The sequence below is a fragment of the Streptomyces sp. DSM 116793 genome (assembly GCF_057320905.1).
Genome location: NZ_CM170494.1, coordinates 7,214,628 through 7,227,480 on the forward strand (window position 1 = coordinate 7,214,628; position 12,853 = coordinate 7,227,480).

Genomic DNA, 12,853 nt, shown 5'->3' on the forward strand with positions numbered 1-12,853 from the left:
GTCGCCGCGGCAGGGCCCTCTGAGGCACTCCCGCGCCCGACCGGCTGAGAACGCCCGAGCCGATCCCGTCGCACCCCCATTTGGCCCAACGGGCCACCTTCCGGGAGCGCTCAGGGGGTGTTTGTACGTTTTTGTGCGCTTACGCGGTGTGACTCGGGCCACGTGGATTGGGCGTAACGCTCCTCCGGACTGCGCGATGACCTAAGAGGTGACAGTCGAGGAGGGAATACAGCGGCCAATGGCGGCGCTGTCCATCTCCCCGGCCCGCCCGCGCCGTCGGCCCACTCCCAAGCCGGCGGTCGTCGGCTCCGGTCCTTCAGTGGACGGGGCCGGAAGCCGTTTTCCAACGTTCCGAGAGGTTGTTCGTGTCGGCCAGCACATCCCGTACGCTCCCGCCGGAGATCGCCGAGTCCGTCTCTGTCATGGCGCTCATCGAGCGGGGAAAGGCTGAGGGGCAGATCGCCGGCGATGACGTGCGTCGGGCCTTCGAAGCTGACCAGATTCCGGCCACTCAGTGGAAGAACGTACTGCGCAGCCTCAACCAGATCCTCGAGGAAGAGGGTGTGACGCTGATGGTCAGTGCCGCGGAACCCAAGCGGACCCGGAAGAGCGTCGCAGCGAAGAGTCCCGTCAAGCGCACCGCCACCAGGACAGTGGCGGCCAAGACGACGACCGTCAAGAAGGCCACCACTGCCGCGGCCACCGCCCCGGCGCCGGAGGTGCCGGTCGTCGACGTGCCGGCGGAAGAGGCTGCACCCGTCAAGAAGGCGGCGGCCAAGAAGGCGCCGGCGAAGAAGGCCACCGCCAAGAAGACCACCGCGAAGAAGACGGCGGCGAAGAAGACCACCGCCAAGAAGGATCCCGAGGAGATCCTGGACGAGGAGGTCGTCGAGGACGCCCCCGGCACCGGCAAGCCCGGCGCCGAGGAGCCCGCCGAGGACGGCACCCAGGGCTTTGTGCTCTCCGACGAGGACGAGGACGACGCCCCCGCCCAGCAGGTCGCCGCCGCCGGAGCCACCGCGGACCCGGTCAAGGACTACCTGAAGCAGATCGGCAAGGTCCCCCTCCTCAACGCCGAGCAGGAGGTCGAACTCGCCAAGCGCATCGAGGCCGGCCTCTTCGCGGAGGACAAGCTCGCCAACGCGGACAAGCTCGCCCCCAAGCTCAAGCGCGAGCTGGAGATCATCGCCGAGGACGGCCGGCGGGCCAAGAACCACCTCCTGGAGGCCAACCTCCGCCTGGTGGTCTCGCTCGCCAAGCGGTACACCGGCCGCGGCATGCTCTTCCTGGACCTCATCCAGGAAGGCAACCTCGGCCTCATCCGCGCGGTGGAGAAGTTCGACTACACCAAGGGCTACAAGTTCTCCACCTACGCCACCTGGTGGATCCGCCAGGCGATCACCCGGGCGATGGCAGACCAGGCCCGCACCATCCGCATCCCGGTGCACATGGTCGAGGTCATCAACAAGCTCGCCAGGGTGCAGCGCCAGATGCTCCAGGACCTCGGCCGGGAGCCCACCCCCGAGGAGCTGGCCAAGGAGCTCGACATGACCCCTGAGAAGGTCATCGAGGTCCAGAAGTACGGTCGCGAGCCGATCTCCCTGCACACTCCGCTCGGCGAGGACGGCGACAGCGAGTTCGGCGACCTGATCGAGGACTCCGAGGCCGTCGTCCCGGCGGACGCCGTCAGCTTCACCCTCCTCCAGGAGCAGCTGCACTCCGTGCTCGACACGCTCTCCGAGCGTGAGGCGGGCGTCGTCTCCATGCGCTTCGGTCTCACCGACGGTCAGCCGAAGACCCTCGACGAGATCGGCAAGGTGTACGGCGTCACCCGCGAGCGGATCCGGCAGATCGAGTCCAAGACCATGTCGAAACTGCGCCACCCGTCCCGCTCGCAGGTGCTCCGCGACTACCTCGACTGAGAGGCTTCGCAGGGACCGTCCGACCTGGAAGGCTCGGCAGAGGCCGTCCGACGGGGGCGGCCTTTCGTCCACGGAGACTTCCGGGCAGGTCGTCCCGCGCGCGTGGGACACCGCTCGCATCGGCGACGGACATGCCACACCGGCGGCCCGCCCCCTCGGGGGAGCGGGCCGCCGGCGTCTGTACGGATGCGCTTCCGCCGATCCCGGGTGACCCTGGGTGTGTGCACCTGCCACACGGAGTGAGGAGCGCCCCCATGCGTCGATGCATCCTGGGAGCACTGGCCGTGACGCTCGCCCTCGGTACCGCGACAGCGCTCCTGCCCGCGGCCCCGCCGGCCGCCGCGCGGGCCCGCGCCGCCGCTGGGGCCGGCGGCGTCGTGGTGGGCGGCCAGCCGGTCGGAACGGCCGACGCCCCCTGGACGGTGGCGCTCTCCAGCCGGGACCGCTTCGGTGACGCGCGCTCCGGGCAGTTCTGCGCCGGAGCCCTCGTCGCGCCGTCGACGGTCCTGACGGCCGCCCACTGCCTCGGCGACGAAACGCTCGGCGTGGCGCTCGGCGACGTACACGATCTGAAGATCATCGCAGGCCGTGCGGACCTGAGTACGAGCGCCGGGCAAGAGATCCCGGTGCGGGAGGCCGATGTCGACCCCAACTACGACAGCAGGACCAATGCGGAAGACGTGGCCGCCCTCACACTTTCGGCCCCGCTTCCGGAGAGCGCCGTGCTCCCTATGGCTTCTGAAGGCGACAGCGCGTACGAGGCGGGCACTCAGGCCACCGTGTACGGCTGGGGGGACACGACGGGCGCTGGAGAGCTCTCGGAGGGCCTCCGGGCGGCAGAGGTCCAGGTGCTGTCCGACAGCGCCTGTGAGGCGGCTTACCCGGGCGGTACGGACGGCACCTACGTCGCCGGGTCCATGCTCTGCGCGGGAGTCTCCGAAGGCGGCCGTGACGCCTGCCAGGGCGACAGTGGGGGCCCGCTGGTCGCCCAGGGGCAGCTGATAGGGCTGGTCTCCTGGGGCAGCGGCTGCGGCCGCCCGGGCCGCCCCGGGGTCTACACGCGGATCTCCGGGGTCCTCGGGGATCTCGGCGACCTCGATGCGGTGTCCCGGTCGAGTGACGGCCAGGCCGGGGACGCGGCCGGACTGTGATCCCGCAAGGACGATCCGAACGGTGACAGGGCCATCTCGGGCCGACACCGTGGGCAGGAGGGGTCCGGACAGCAATGAGCCCTCACTCACTGGAGAGCCGGACTCGCGGGTGCCGGACTCAGAGGGGGCCGGACAGCGGAGGCCCGGACACAGGTGAATCCGGACTCGCAGCGGAGCCCGGGCTCGTTGCGGGAGTGCGCTCGAGGCGGAACACCATCGGTCAGCAAGCCGGCACTCCATGCAGCGCCCTATGACACCCTGGAGCACGCTCCAAGGCGGAAGCAGACCCGCTGTCGGAGGGGAAACGAACAGCCACCCCTGGTGAGCCAGAGGTGGCCGCCCATCACCGGCCTCACGCCGGGCTGCTCGTCGTCGATGCGATGTGGTCAGCGCTCTTCATCGGTGGCTGACGCCGGGACGGCCGTCAGCCGCTCCGTCTCGTCCTGTATCTCAGCGGCGATCTTCTTGAGTTCCGGCTCGAACTTGCGGCCGTGGTGGGCGCAGAAGAGCAGTTCACCGCCGCTTGTCAGGACAACGCGCACGTAGGCCTGGGCTCCGCAGCGGTCGCAGCGGTCGGCGGCCGTCAGCGGGCTCGCGGGGGTCAGAACAGTAGTCACGTCGCCTCTTCTCTAGCTCGACGAGCTGTCGTACCAGGTCAACATCCAACCAGCCCCAAAACGTTCCCGCTCGTGGCATTTCCTCGAAGATTTCTCCCCGGGGTGGCTGTCTGCTGGCGGTTGGCGGCGAATGTGCCGTATTGCGTGTCGTTGCGTCTTACGGGTTCGCACTTCTCTGTGGGTTCAATCCTCCCGGCTGGCTTGCCGGTGTTCATGAGGACGTGCCCGGAGCCTAAATGGTTCATGCCTCGAAGGGAACGTGATGTACACGTCACTCCAACGAGGGATCGAACTGATATGCGACCCTTGGGCTACTGTAAGAGGTGGCGTGGGTGGCGTTACAACGGCTCTACCAGGCCTCGGTACCCTCAGAGCGGTGACCGACGCCGACCCACCGTTCCATCAGGGACCGACAGAAATTCAGCGAGGAGCGAACCGCGTGACCGCCGAGACGTCCGTGCCGTCCACAGCGCTGCTGACCGGAGCAGGCGGCATCGTGGACAGGGACAGTTCCAACTACACCGCGCGGCACCTCCTCGTCCTCGAAGGGCTCGAAGCCGTCCGGAAGCGCCCGGGCATGTACATCGGCTCCACGGACAGCCGTGGCCTGATGCACTGCCTGTGGGAGATCATCGACAACTCGGTCGACGAGGCCCTGGGCGGCTACTGCGACCACATCGAGGTCATCCTGCACGACGACGGCTCCGTGGAGGTCCGCGACAACGGCCGCGGCATCCCCGTGGACGTCGAGCCCAAGACCGGCCTGTCCGGTGTCGAGGTCGTCATGACCAAGCTGCACGCCGGCGGCAAGTTCGGCGGCGGCTCGTACGCCGCGTCGGGCGGCCTGCACGGCGTGGGCGCCTCCGTGGTGAACGCCCTGTCCGCCCGGCTCGACGTGGAGGTCGACCGCGGCGGCCGCACCCATGAGATCAGCTTCCGGCGCGGCGTGCCCGGCGCCTTCGCCAAGGAGGGGGCGAACGCCTCCTTCGAGCCCAAGGGCGGCCTGCGCAAGACCAAGAAGATCCCCAAGACCCGCTCCGGCACCCGCGTCCGGTACTGGGCCGACCGCCAGATCTTCCTCAAGGACGCCAAGCTGTCCCTGGAGACCCTGCACCAGCGCGCCCGCCAGACCGCCTTCCTGGTGCCCGGCCTGACCATCGTCGTCCGGGACGAGTACGGCCTCGGCGAGGGCGGCAGCAAGGGCGAGGAGTCATTCCGCTTCGACGGCGGCATCAGCGAGTTCTGCGAGTACCTGGCCTCGGACAAGCCCGTCTGCGACGTCCTCCGCCTCTCCGGACAGGGCACCTTCAAGGAGACCGTTCCGGTCCTGGACGACCGCGGGCAGATGACCCCGACCGAGGTCACCCGCGACCTCGGAGTCGACATCGCGCTCCGCTGGGGGACCGGCTACGACACCACCGTCCGATCGTTCGTGAACATCATCGCCACCCCCAAGGGCGGCACGCACGTCTCCGGTTTCGAGCGCTCGCTCACACGGACGGTGAACGAAGTGCTCAGGGCCCAGAAGCTGCTGCGCGTCGCCGAGGACGACATCATCAAGGACGACGCCCTTGAGGGCCTCACTGCGGTCGTCACGGTCCGCCTGGCGGAGCCGCAGTTCGAAGGCCAGACCAAGGAGGTGCTCGGCACGTCCGCGGCCAACCGGATCGTGGCCAACGTCGTGGCCAAGGAGCTCAAGGCCTTCCTGACGTCCACCAAGCGCGACGCCAAGGCGCAGGCCCGCGCCGTCCTGGAGAAGGCCGTCGCGGCCGCCCGCACCCGCATCGCCGCCCGGCAGCACAAGGAGGCGCAGCGCCGCAAGACGGCCCTGGAGTCGTCCTCGCTGCCCGCGAAGCTGGCCGACTGCCGCAGCGACGACGTCGAGCGCAGCGAGCTGTTCATCGTCGAGGGCGACTCGGCGCTCGGCACCGCCAAGCTGGCCAGGAACTCCGAGTTCCAGGCCCTGCTGCCGATCCGCGGCAAGATCCTCAACGTCCAGAAGTCCTCGGTCTCGGACATGCTCAAGAACGCCGAGTGCGGATCGATCATCCAGGTCATAGGGGCCGGATCCGGCCGCACCTTCGACATCGACGCGGCCCGCTACGGAAAGATCATCCTGCTGGTCGACGCCGATGTGGACGGCGCGCACATCCGCTGCCTGCTCCTGACGCTGTTCCAGCGCTATATGCGGCCCATGGTGGAGGCCGGCCGCGTCTTCGCCGCCGTACCGCCCCTGCACCGCATCGAGCTCGTCCAGCCCAAGAAGAACCAGGACAAGTACCTCTACACGTACTCGGACCGCGAGCTGCGCGAAACCCTGCTGGACCTCCAGCGGCAGGGCGTGCGGTACAAGGACTCCATCCAGCGGTACAAGGGCCTCGGCGAGATGGACGCGGACCAGCTCGCGGAGACCACGATGGACCCGCGCCGCCGGACCCTGCGCCGGATCAACATCTCGGATCTGGACTCGGCCGAGCAGGTCTTCGACCTGCTCATGGGCAATGAGGTGGCGCCCCGCAAGGAGTTCATCAGCGGGTCGGCGGCGACGCTGGACCGGTCGCGCATCGACGCCTGAGCGGCCCGGCGCCCCCGGTTCCGGCCCCACACCCGGCGCCCGCGTCGGGGGCGGGGCCGCAGGGTGTCCGGACCCGTTCCGGGGTGATGTGGCGGCCGTGCGTCTGCTACGGGCGCGTACCGGCCGGTGTCCGTTCCGGCCCCGGCGCCATGCGGCGCCCGCGTCGCTTGCGGGGCGCTCGCTCTCCGTTCCGGCGTTCCGGCTTCCGGGCAACGCGGCGGCTTCGGCTGCGAGGCTCCCAGCGTCCGTTTCGGTCCCTTGGCTTCCTGGCGCACCCGGGCCACGGCGCTCCTGCGCGCCATGAAGTGGTGCGGCGCTGCCCCGCTCCCGGGCCGTCGGCGGGCTCGCGGTCGGTCTGTCCGCCGTCTGCCCGCCTCCGGGGCCATCCGTCGCTCCTGGGCGCTCCTACCGGGCTGCGTGGGCCCTCTTGTCGGGGTGACTCTGCCGGGCTGCGTGGGCCCTCTTGTCGGGGTGACTCTGCCGGCTCGTAGGCCACTTGCCGGCGTGACTCTGCCGGACCGTGGCCCGGCGTGCCTCTGCCGGGCCACGGGCAGCTTGCCGGGCCCCGTCCTGGCTGCCACCCGGGGCCCAGCCCCGTGCATCCCGGCCCCCTGGCCCCATTCCGGGAGTCCGCCGGCCCACCCGTTCCAGAGCCCGAAGCCTCGGACGTCAGTACCCCGTCCGCCTCGGGGCCTGCCCGCACCCTCGCCCGCCCCAGCGGGCTCCACCCGTGGGTGGAGCCCTTGATCCACCCGGGATCAACCTCCGCTCCGATCCCGTGACCAGGCCTTTTCCGTAGCGTCGGAGGCGTTGCTCGACTCCGGCGAGTGCTCGCACGTTCTTCGTGCACGCACGGCGCGCCGGTGCCTCGACCGTCCGCGTCTCACGCCCCACGGAGGCTTTGATGTCCACGCTCACCGATGCTGTGGTGGCCCTCACTGTCGTCGCCGTCATCGTGGTGCGCCAGACGAGGCCCCAGCGAGCCATCGACGGCAAGCGGTGGTGGCTGGTGCCCGCAGTGCTGGTCTACCTCGCGCTGCGCGAGCCCGGCCTCGTGGACAGCCGGCACCAGGCCGCCTCCGCGGTGCTCCTCGCCGCCGAGCTGCTGATGGGCACGGGGATCGGTGCTGCCTGGGCCTGGACCAGCCGCATCTGGACCGAGCCGGACGGCTCCGTGTGGGTGCGGGGCACCAAGGCGACGCTGGGTGTCTGGATCGGGGGCATAGCCATTCGAGTGGCCCTCGCCGGCCTCGGCGTCGTCATGGGGATACACCAGGGCACCGGAGCGCTGCTGCTCGCGCTGGCAGCCTCGCTGCTGGTCCGCTCCGGGCTGCTGGCCTGGCGCACCAGGCTCATCCGCGACAGCTCCGAGCGTGTCACGGCGTACGGTGACGACCTGCGTGCCACGTCGTGGAAGGACCCCGTGTGACCGTGAACGTCTGGACCGCGTGGCCCTCCCGCGAGGCGCTCTCCCGTGCAGGCCTCACTCCGGCACGGCGCTGGCTGGCACGGGCCACGAGGGTGGGCACCTTAGGAGTCCTGGTATGGAGCGCGGTGTCGCACCGGGGCCTGAACCCGTGGCAGACGGCGCTGCTGCTGGTGGGCGTCTGCGCCTGCGGTGCGGCTGCATGGGGTGTCTTCCGGATGACCCTGGCGCACCGGCTCGTGCCGGCGATGGGCCTGCTCGCACTGGTGGGGGGTATGGCGCTCGCGGCGGAGCAGGCCGAGTTCCGTGTCCCGGCACTCGTCATGTGGTGCGGCTGTGTCGTCACCGCGGTGGAGCGGATGCCGCTGGTCGCGGCTCTGCCGATCTCCTCGTTGGCCCTCACCGGCTTCTTCGCCTACAACAACGACACCACCACGACCAATGTGATCACCGCGGGCGGTCTGCTGCTCGCCGGCTATGTGCTGCGCCTGGACGCCGAGGCGAGGGGCAGCGCGCTGCGGCTCCTGGCGCAGGAGCGGGCGGCCCGGAAGGCGGAGGGCGAGTCGGCCGCGCTGGCCGAACGCACCCGTATCGCCCGTGAGATCCACGATGTGCTGGCCCACAGCCTGTCCGCCCAACTGGTCCACCTGGAGGCGGCCCGTCTGCTCATCGAGCGCGGGGCGTCCCGCGAGCAGATCCTCGAGCGGGTGGTGGACGCCAGGCGTATGGCGCGGGACGGACTCGCGGAGACCCGCCAGGCGCTCTCCGCACTCCGCGGCGAGATATCACCACTGGAGGAGTACCTGCGCGAGCTGGTGTCCACGACGACCGCCGCCGAGGTCACCGTCGCCGGGGACCGCAGGCCCGTGCCGGCGGAGGCCTCGCAGGCCGTGCGGCGGGTCGCCCAGGAGGCCCTGACCAATGCCCGCAAGCATGCCCCGGGTGCAAAGATCATGGTCCACCTCGAGTACGGCAAGGACGACATCACGCTGAACGTGAAGGACTCGGGCGGCACTCCGGGTGAGCTGGCCGGCTCCGGCGGCGGATACGGTCTGCTGGGGATGAAGGAGCGCGCGGAGCTGCTCGGCGGCACGCTGGCGGCAGGCCCGTACGAGGAGGGGTTCGCGGTGACCTTGAAGGTGCCGGCATGACGGCCGAGCGCATCGGCACGACGGCACGGGTGATCGTGGCGGACGACCAGACGGTCGTGCGCGAGGGAATCGTGATGCTGCTGGGGCTGCTGCCCGGGATCGAGGTGGTCGGGGCGGCGGGCGACGGTGACGAGGCGGTCAAGCTCGTCGGGGAGCTCGCGCCGGACGTCGTGCTGATGGACCTGCGGATGCCCCGCTGCGACGGTGTGGAGGCGACCAGGCGGATCAGGAGCGAGTACCCGGGGACGGAGGTGGTCGTGCTCACGACCTACGTGGACGACGAGTCGCTCTTCCCCGCGCTCAAGGCGGGCGCCCGCGGCTACCTCACCAAGGACGCCGGGGGTGACGAGATCGTGCGTGCCGTGCACAGCGTGCTCTCCGGCGAAGCCGGCCTCTCACCGGCGATCCAGCGCAGGCTCCTGGAGAAGCTCTCCCAGCCCGAGCCCCCTCCACCGTCGGCAGGGCCTCCCGACGGCCTCACGGCACGCGAGACCGAGGTGCTGACACTGATCGCGGAAGGACTGACCAACCATGAGATCGCGCGCCGCCTACATGTCTCCACCGCCACGGTGAAGACGCACATCAACAACCTCTTCGCCAAGACGGGCCTCAAGGACCGCGCGGGGGCCGTGCGGTACGCCTACACGCACGGCCTGGCACGGCCTCCGGGGCGCACGGCCACCTGAGGAAGCGGCAGCGGATCGGTGCCGACAGCGCCGGGGACCGCCAGGAAGGCCGTCGGTCTTCCGGAATGGCCGGGCGTGCCCGAGGCGCCCGAGTACGGGCCATGGCCCCATCAGGTGGCCTCCGGGCCCCTCCGGTCCGGGCCCGGTGCGCCGATCACGGCGCGCCCAGGCCATCGGCGCCGGTCGGCTCGGGTCCGGTGAGGGCCTCCGGAAGGACGACGGTGAACTCCGCACCGCCGCCGGGGGCTTCGCCGACGGTGGCCGTGCCGCCCTGGCGCTCGGCGAGTCTGCGGACCAGGGCGAGGCCGATGCCCCGTTTGCCGTGCGTGGAAGCCCCTTTGGTCGACCAGCCCTCGACGAAGATCCGGTCCCGCTCGCCGGGCGGGACACCCGGGCCGGTGTCGCTGACGCGGAGGACGACGGTGTGGCCGTCCGCGCGCAGTTCGACGGCCACGTGAGCGCCGGGGGTGCCGGCGGTGGCGTCGAGCGCATTGTCGACGAGGTTGCCGACGACGGTGACCAGTCCGCGGGCGTCCACCAGCCGATCCGGGACCGCGGTGCCGGGTGACAGGGCCAGGGTCACACCGCGTTCCGTGGCGACCGTGGCCTTGCCGACCAGCAGCGCGGCGAGCAACGGGTCCCGGACCCGGGTGGTGATCTGTTCCGCGGTGACCCGGTGGCTGCCGGCGACCTCGCCTATGAAGGCGAGCGCGTCGTCGTACATCTCCAGCTCCAGCAGGCCGAGCAGGGTGTGCATGCGGTTGGCGTGCTCGTGGTCCTGGGCGCGCAGGGCGTCTATCAGGCCACGGGTGGAGTCGAGTTCACGGCCGAGTTGTTCCAGTTCGGTGCGGTCGCGCAGGGTGGCGACGGCGCCGCGGTCGTCGGTCGGCATCCGGTTGGCGACCAGTACCCGCTGGCCGCGCACGGTGAGCAGGTCCTTGCCGGTGACCCGGCCGGCCAGGACGTCGGTGGTGCGGCCGGGGCCGAGCGCCGCGTCCAGGGGTTGTCCCACGGTGTCGGGTCCGATGCCCAGGAGGCGTTGGGCCTCGTCGTTGAGCAGGCGTATCCGGCCGGTCCTATCGAGCGCCACGACGCCCTCCCGGATGCCGTGCAGCATCGCCTCGCGCTCGGCGAGGAGCGCGGCGATGTCGGAGAAGGCGAGGTCGCGGGTGCGGCGCTGCACCCACCAGGAGATCAGGAACGCCGCCGCGGCACCGGCGGCCAGCGCCCCACCGGCGTGGGCGAGGAGGCCCGGGATCGCGTGGACCAGGCGGGCCCGCACGCTGTCGTACTCGATGCCGACGGAGACCGCGCCGACGACGGCGCCGTGTGCGTCGCGCAGCGGGACCTTGCCGCGTGCCGAGCGCCCCAGGGTGCCGCTGTCGATCTGCATGATCTCGTGGCCGGAGAGGGGAACGCTGGGATCGGTCGAGACGACCTTGCCGATCTGTCCGACATCCGTATGGGACCAGCGGACCCCGTGCCGGTCCATGATCACCACGTATTCGGCGCCGCTGGCCCGGCGGATGCGTTCCGCGCGGCGCTGTACGGGGCCGTCGGCCGTGGGGGCCGTGGTCTGTAGGTCCTCGGCCAGGCCCGGCTGGGCGGCGGTCGTCTGCGCGATGGCAAGGGCGCGGCGCATCGCCTGGTCGTCCAGTTGGTCGCCGAGCGGTGCGAGGAAGAGGCCGGTGGCCAGGACGGCGACCCCGGCCGCGATCGCCAGCTGCATCAGCAGGACCTGTGAGAAGACGCGGCGGGGCAGCCCGAGGCGCAGCCGCCGGGCCGTGCGGGTCGTGCTCATGCGTAGGAACGGTACGGGGCGGGGCGGGCCCGGCCGGGGCCCTGTGCGGAACGCTCCGTCGCGGCGGGGGAGGAGGGCACCCCGCGGTCGCGCAGCCGCGGCGCGCGCGGGAGCGCGGGCGGCCCACCGTGCACGCAAGGGTGAACGGCCGGCGGGCGGCACATACCTCGTGCGAGTGATGGCGCCACGGGCCGGCCGCCCTCACCCTAGGCGCCGGGGGGCGCCTCGTCTGAGGGGACCGGGAGCAGCTGTGGGGGGCGCGGGCCCGTGTACAGGCCGCTGGGGCGCATCCGGAGCGGGCGTTCCGCGTACTCCTCCAGGGCGTGGGCGATCCAGCCGGCGGTCCGTGCCACGGCGAAGATCGTCTCGCCCGCGGCGGCGGGCATGCCGGTGGAGGCGGTCAGGACGGCCAGGGCGAGGTCGACATTGGCGTGCAGGGGGGTGTGCCGGGCCGCGGTGGCCACGACGTCCCGGGCCGCGGCAAGCGCCGGTGCCGCACCGGGGACGTCCTCCAGAAGCCCGAACAGCGCCCGCGCGCGCGGGTCCTCGCCCGGATACAGCCGGTGCCCCAGCCCGGGGATGGGCCGCCCGGCGCGCAGTTCGTCCGCCACCACAGGGGCGGCACTGCCCTGGTCGAGCACCTCCAGCAGCATCCGGTGGGCCAGGCCGCTCGCGGCGCCGTGCAGCGGACCTTCGAGGACGCCGAGGCCCGCCGAGACCGCGGCATAGGCGTGCGCGCGTGCCGACGCGGCGACCCGGACGGCGAGCGTCGAGGCGGCCAGGTCGTGGTCCACGAGCAGCGCGAGTGCCGTGTCGAGGACGCGGAGCGCCGCCTCGTCGACGGGCCGACCCGTCAGCCGCGCCCACAGATCGCGAACCAGCGGGCCCTCGTCGCGGTGGCCGCGCGGTACCGGCGGCAGGGCCGCGACCAGCGTCGGGACGAGGGTGCGTGCGGTGCCGAGGACCGCCTTCTCGGAGAGGTCGAAGCGGAGCGGGTCCCCGGCCGCGGCGGCCACCGCGGCCACCCTGAGCCGGTCCGTGGGGCCGCTGATCCCGGGCAGGGCGCGTACCGCCCGGCGGGCCGCGGCCACGGACGCCTCGGGGGCCGAGAACCGTACGCCGGGCCGGAGCACGCCGGTCCACAGCCACTCCGCGACCTCCTCGTAGGAGTGCCGTGTGGCCAGCTCGACGGCGTCGACACCGCGAAAGTAGTACCGGTCATCGTCGATCAACGTGAGGCGGGTGCGTACGGAGAGTTCGCCGCCGGTGCGCGCCGGCTGCCGCTCCCTCCTGTGCCGCCGGGCCAGCGCCTCCACCTCTTTTGCGTCAAAAGTGCTGCCGCGCCCGCCCTGGCCACGGCGGCTTCCCAACTGGCCGCGGCTGACGTACGCGTACACCGTCTCCGGCTTCACGCCGAGCAGTTCGGCGGCCTCCTTGGTGCTGATACGCCGGTTGTGATCGGAGGCGAGGTCTTGATCCTTCATGGGCGTCACCGTATCCGGGAGAGTCGGCGTCCGTATGTTG

At 71.4% G+C, this 12,853-nt stretch carries 9 protein-coding genes; 6 read left to right on the forward strand and 3 right to left on the reverse strand.

From position 1 onward, the window contains the following. The first annotated feature begins 359 nt into the window (after positions 1-359). Both ACSMXW_RS28320 and ACSMXW_RS28325 read left to right on the forward strand, forming a co-directional pair. On the forward strand, positions 360-1,922 hold the full coding sequence (locus tag ACSMXW_RS28320) for an RNA polymerase sigma factor (RefSeq protein ID WP_485800400.1): 1,563 nt from the start codon (positions 360-362) through the stop codon (positions 1,920-1,922). A 254-nt stretch (positions 1,923-2,176) separates the two neighbouring features. Continuing rightward, a complete protein-coding gene (locus tag ACSMXW_RS28325; protein WP_485800402.1) occupies positions 2,177-3,073 on the forward strand; it encodes a serine protease in 897 nt (298 codons plus the stop codon). A 386-nt stretch (positions 3,074-3,459) separates the two neighbouring features. Here the strand turns inward: ACSMXW_RS28325 and ACSMXW_RS28330 are convergent, their stop codons facing one another. Further along, positions 3,460-3,690 (reverse strand): DUF7455 domain-containing protein, encoded by a 231-nt coding sequence (locus ACSMXW_RS28330; protein ID WP_485800403.1) that lies wholly within the window; start codon positions 3,688-3,690, stop codon positions 3,460-3,462. A gap of 439 nt (positions 3,691-4,129) precedes the next feature. On the opposite strand from ACSMXW_RS28330, the gene ACSMXW_RS28335 reads away from it, so the two are divergent. The 4 genes from ACSMXW_RS28335 to ACSMXW_RS28350 all read left to right on the forward strand — a co-directional run bounded on the left by ACSMXW_RS28335 (position 4,130) and on the right by ACSMXW_RS28350 (position 9,528). Continuing rightward, positions 4,130-6,265 (forward strand): DNA gyrase/topoisomerase IV subunit B, encoded by a 2,136-nt coding sequence (locus tag ACSMXW_RS28335; protein ID WP_485800405.1) that lies wholly within the window; start codon positions 4,130-4,132, stop codon positions 6,263-6,265. 904 nt (positions 6,266-7,169) lie between these two features. After that, positions 7,170-7,694, forward strand: coding sequence for a DUF1453 domain-containing protein (locus ACSMXW_RS28340; RefSeq protein ID WP_485800407.1), 525 nt, complete (start codon positions 7,170-7,172; stop codon positions 7,692-7,694). Further along, positions 7,691-8,842: a sensor histidine kinase gene (locus tag ACSMXW_RS28345; protein WP_485800408.1), complete on the forward strand. Its 1,152-nt coding sequence runs from the start codon at positions 7,691-7,693 to the stop codon at positions 8,840-8,842. Before ACSMXW_RS28340 ends, ACSMXW_RS28345 begins: the two co-directional genes overlap by 4 nt. Further along, positions 8,839-9,528: a response regulator transcription factor gene (locus tag ACSMXW_RS28350; protein WP_485800410.1), complete on the forward strand. Its 690-nt coding sequence runs from the start codon at positions 8,839-8,841 to the stop codon at positions 9,526-9,528. The genes ACSMXW_RS28345 and ACSMXW_RS28350 overlap by 4 nt, the downstream gene beginning before the upstream one ends. 154 nt (positions 9,529-9,682) lie before the next feature. On the opposite strand, the gene ACSMXW_RS28355 is transcribed toward ACSMXW_RS28350, so the two are convergent. Both ACSMXW_RS28355 and ACSMXW_RS28360 read right to left on the reverse strand, forming a co-directional pair. Then, positions 9,683-11,329 carry a sensor histidine kinase gene (locus ACSMXW_RS28355; protein WP_485800414.1) on the reverse strand — a complete coding sequence of 549 codons (1,647 nt, stop codon included), beginning with the start codon at positions 11,327-11,329 and terminating at the stop codon, positions 9,683-9,685. A 206-nt stretch (positions 11,330-11,535) separates the two neighbouring features. Next, positions 11,536-12,813 (reverse strand): citrate synthase, encoded by a 1,278-nt coding sequence (locus tag ACSMXW_RS28360; protein ID WP_485800416.1) that lies wholly within the window; start codon positions 12,811-12,813, stop codon positions 11,536-11,538. Positions 12,814-12,853: the final 40 nt, after the last annotated feature.

Excerpts from the sequence above, each read along its gene's own strand:
- ACSMXW_RS28325 (WP_485800402.1), top strand. The coding sequence starts at position 2,177 with ATGCGTCGATGCATCCTGGGAGCACTGGCCGTGACGCTCGCCCTCGGT.
- ACSMXW_RS28340 (WP_485800407.1), top strand. The coding sequence starts at position 7,170 with ATGTCCACGCTCACCGATGCTGTGGTGGCCCTCACTGTCGTCGCCGTC.
- ACSMXW_RS28350 (WP_485800410.1), top strand. The coding sequence starts at position 8,839 with ATGACGGCCGAGCGCATCGGCACGACGGCACGGGTGATCGTGGCGGAC.
- ACSMXW_RS28355 (WP_485800414.1), bottom strand. The coding sequence starts at position 11,329 with ATGAGCACGACCCGCACGGCCCGGCGGCTGCGCCTCGGGCTGCCCCGC.
- ACSMXW_RS28360 (WP_485800416.1), bottom strand. The coding sequence starts at position 12,813 with ATGAAGGATCAAGACCTCGCCTCCGATCACAACCGGCGTATCAGCACC.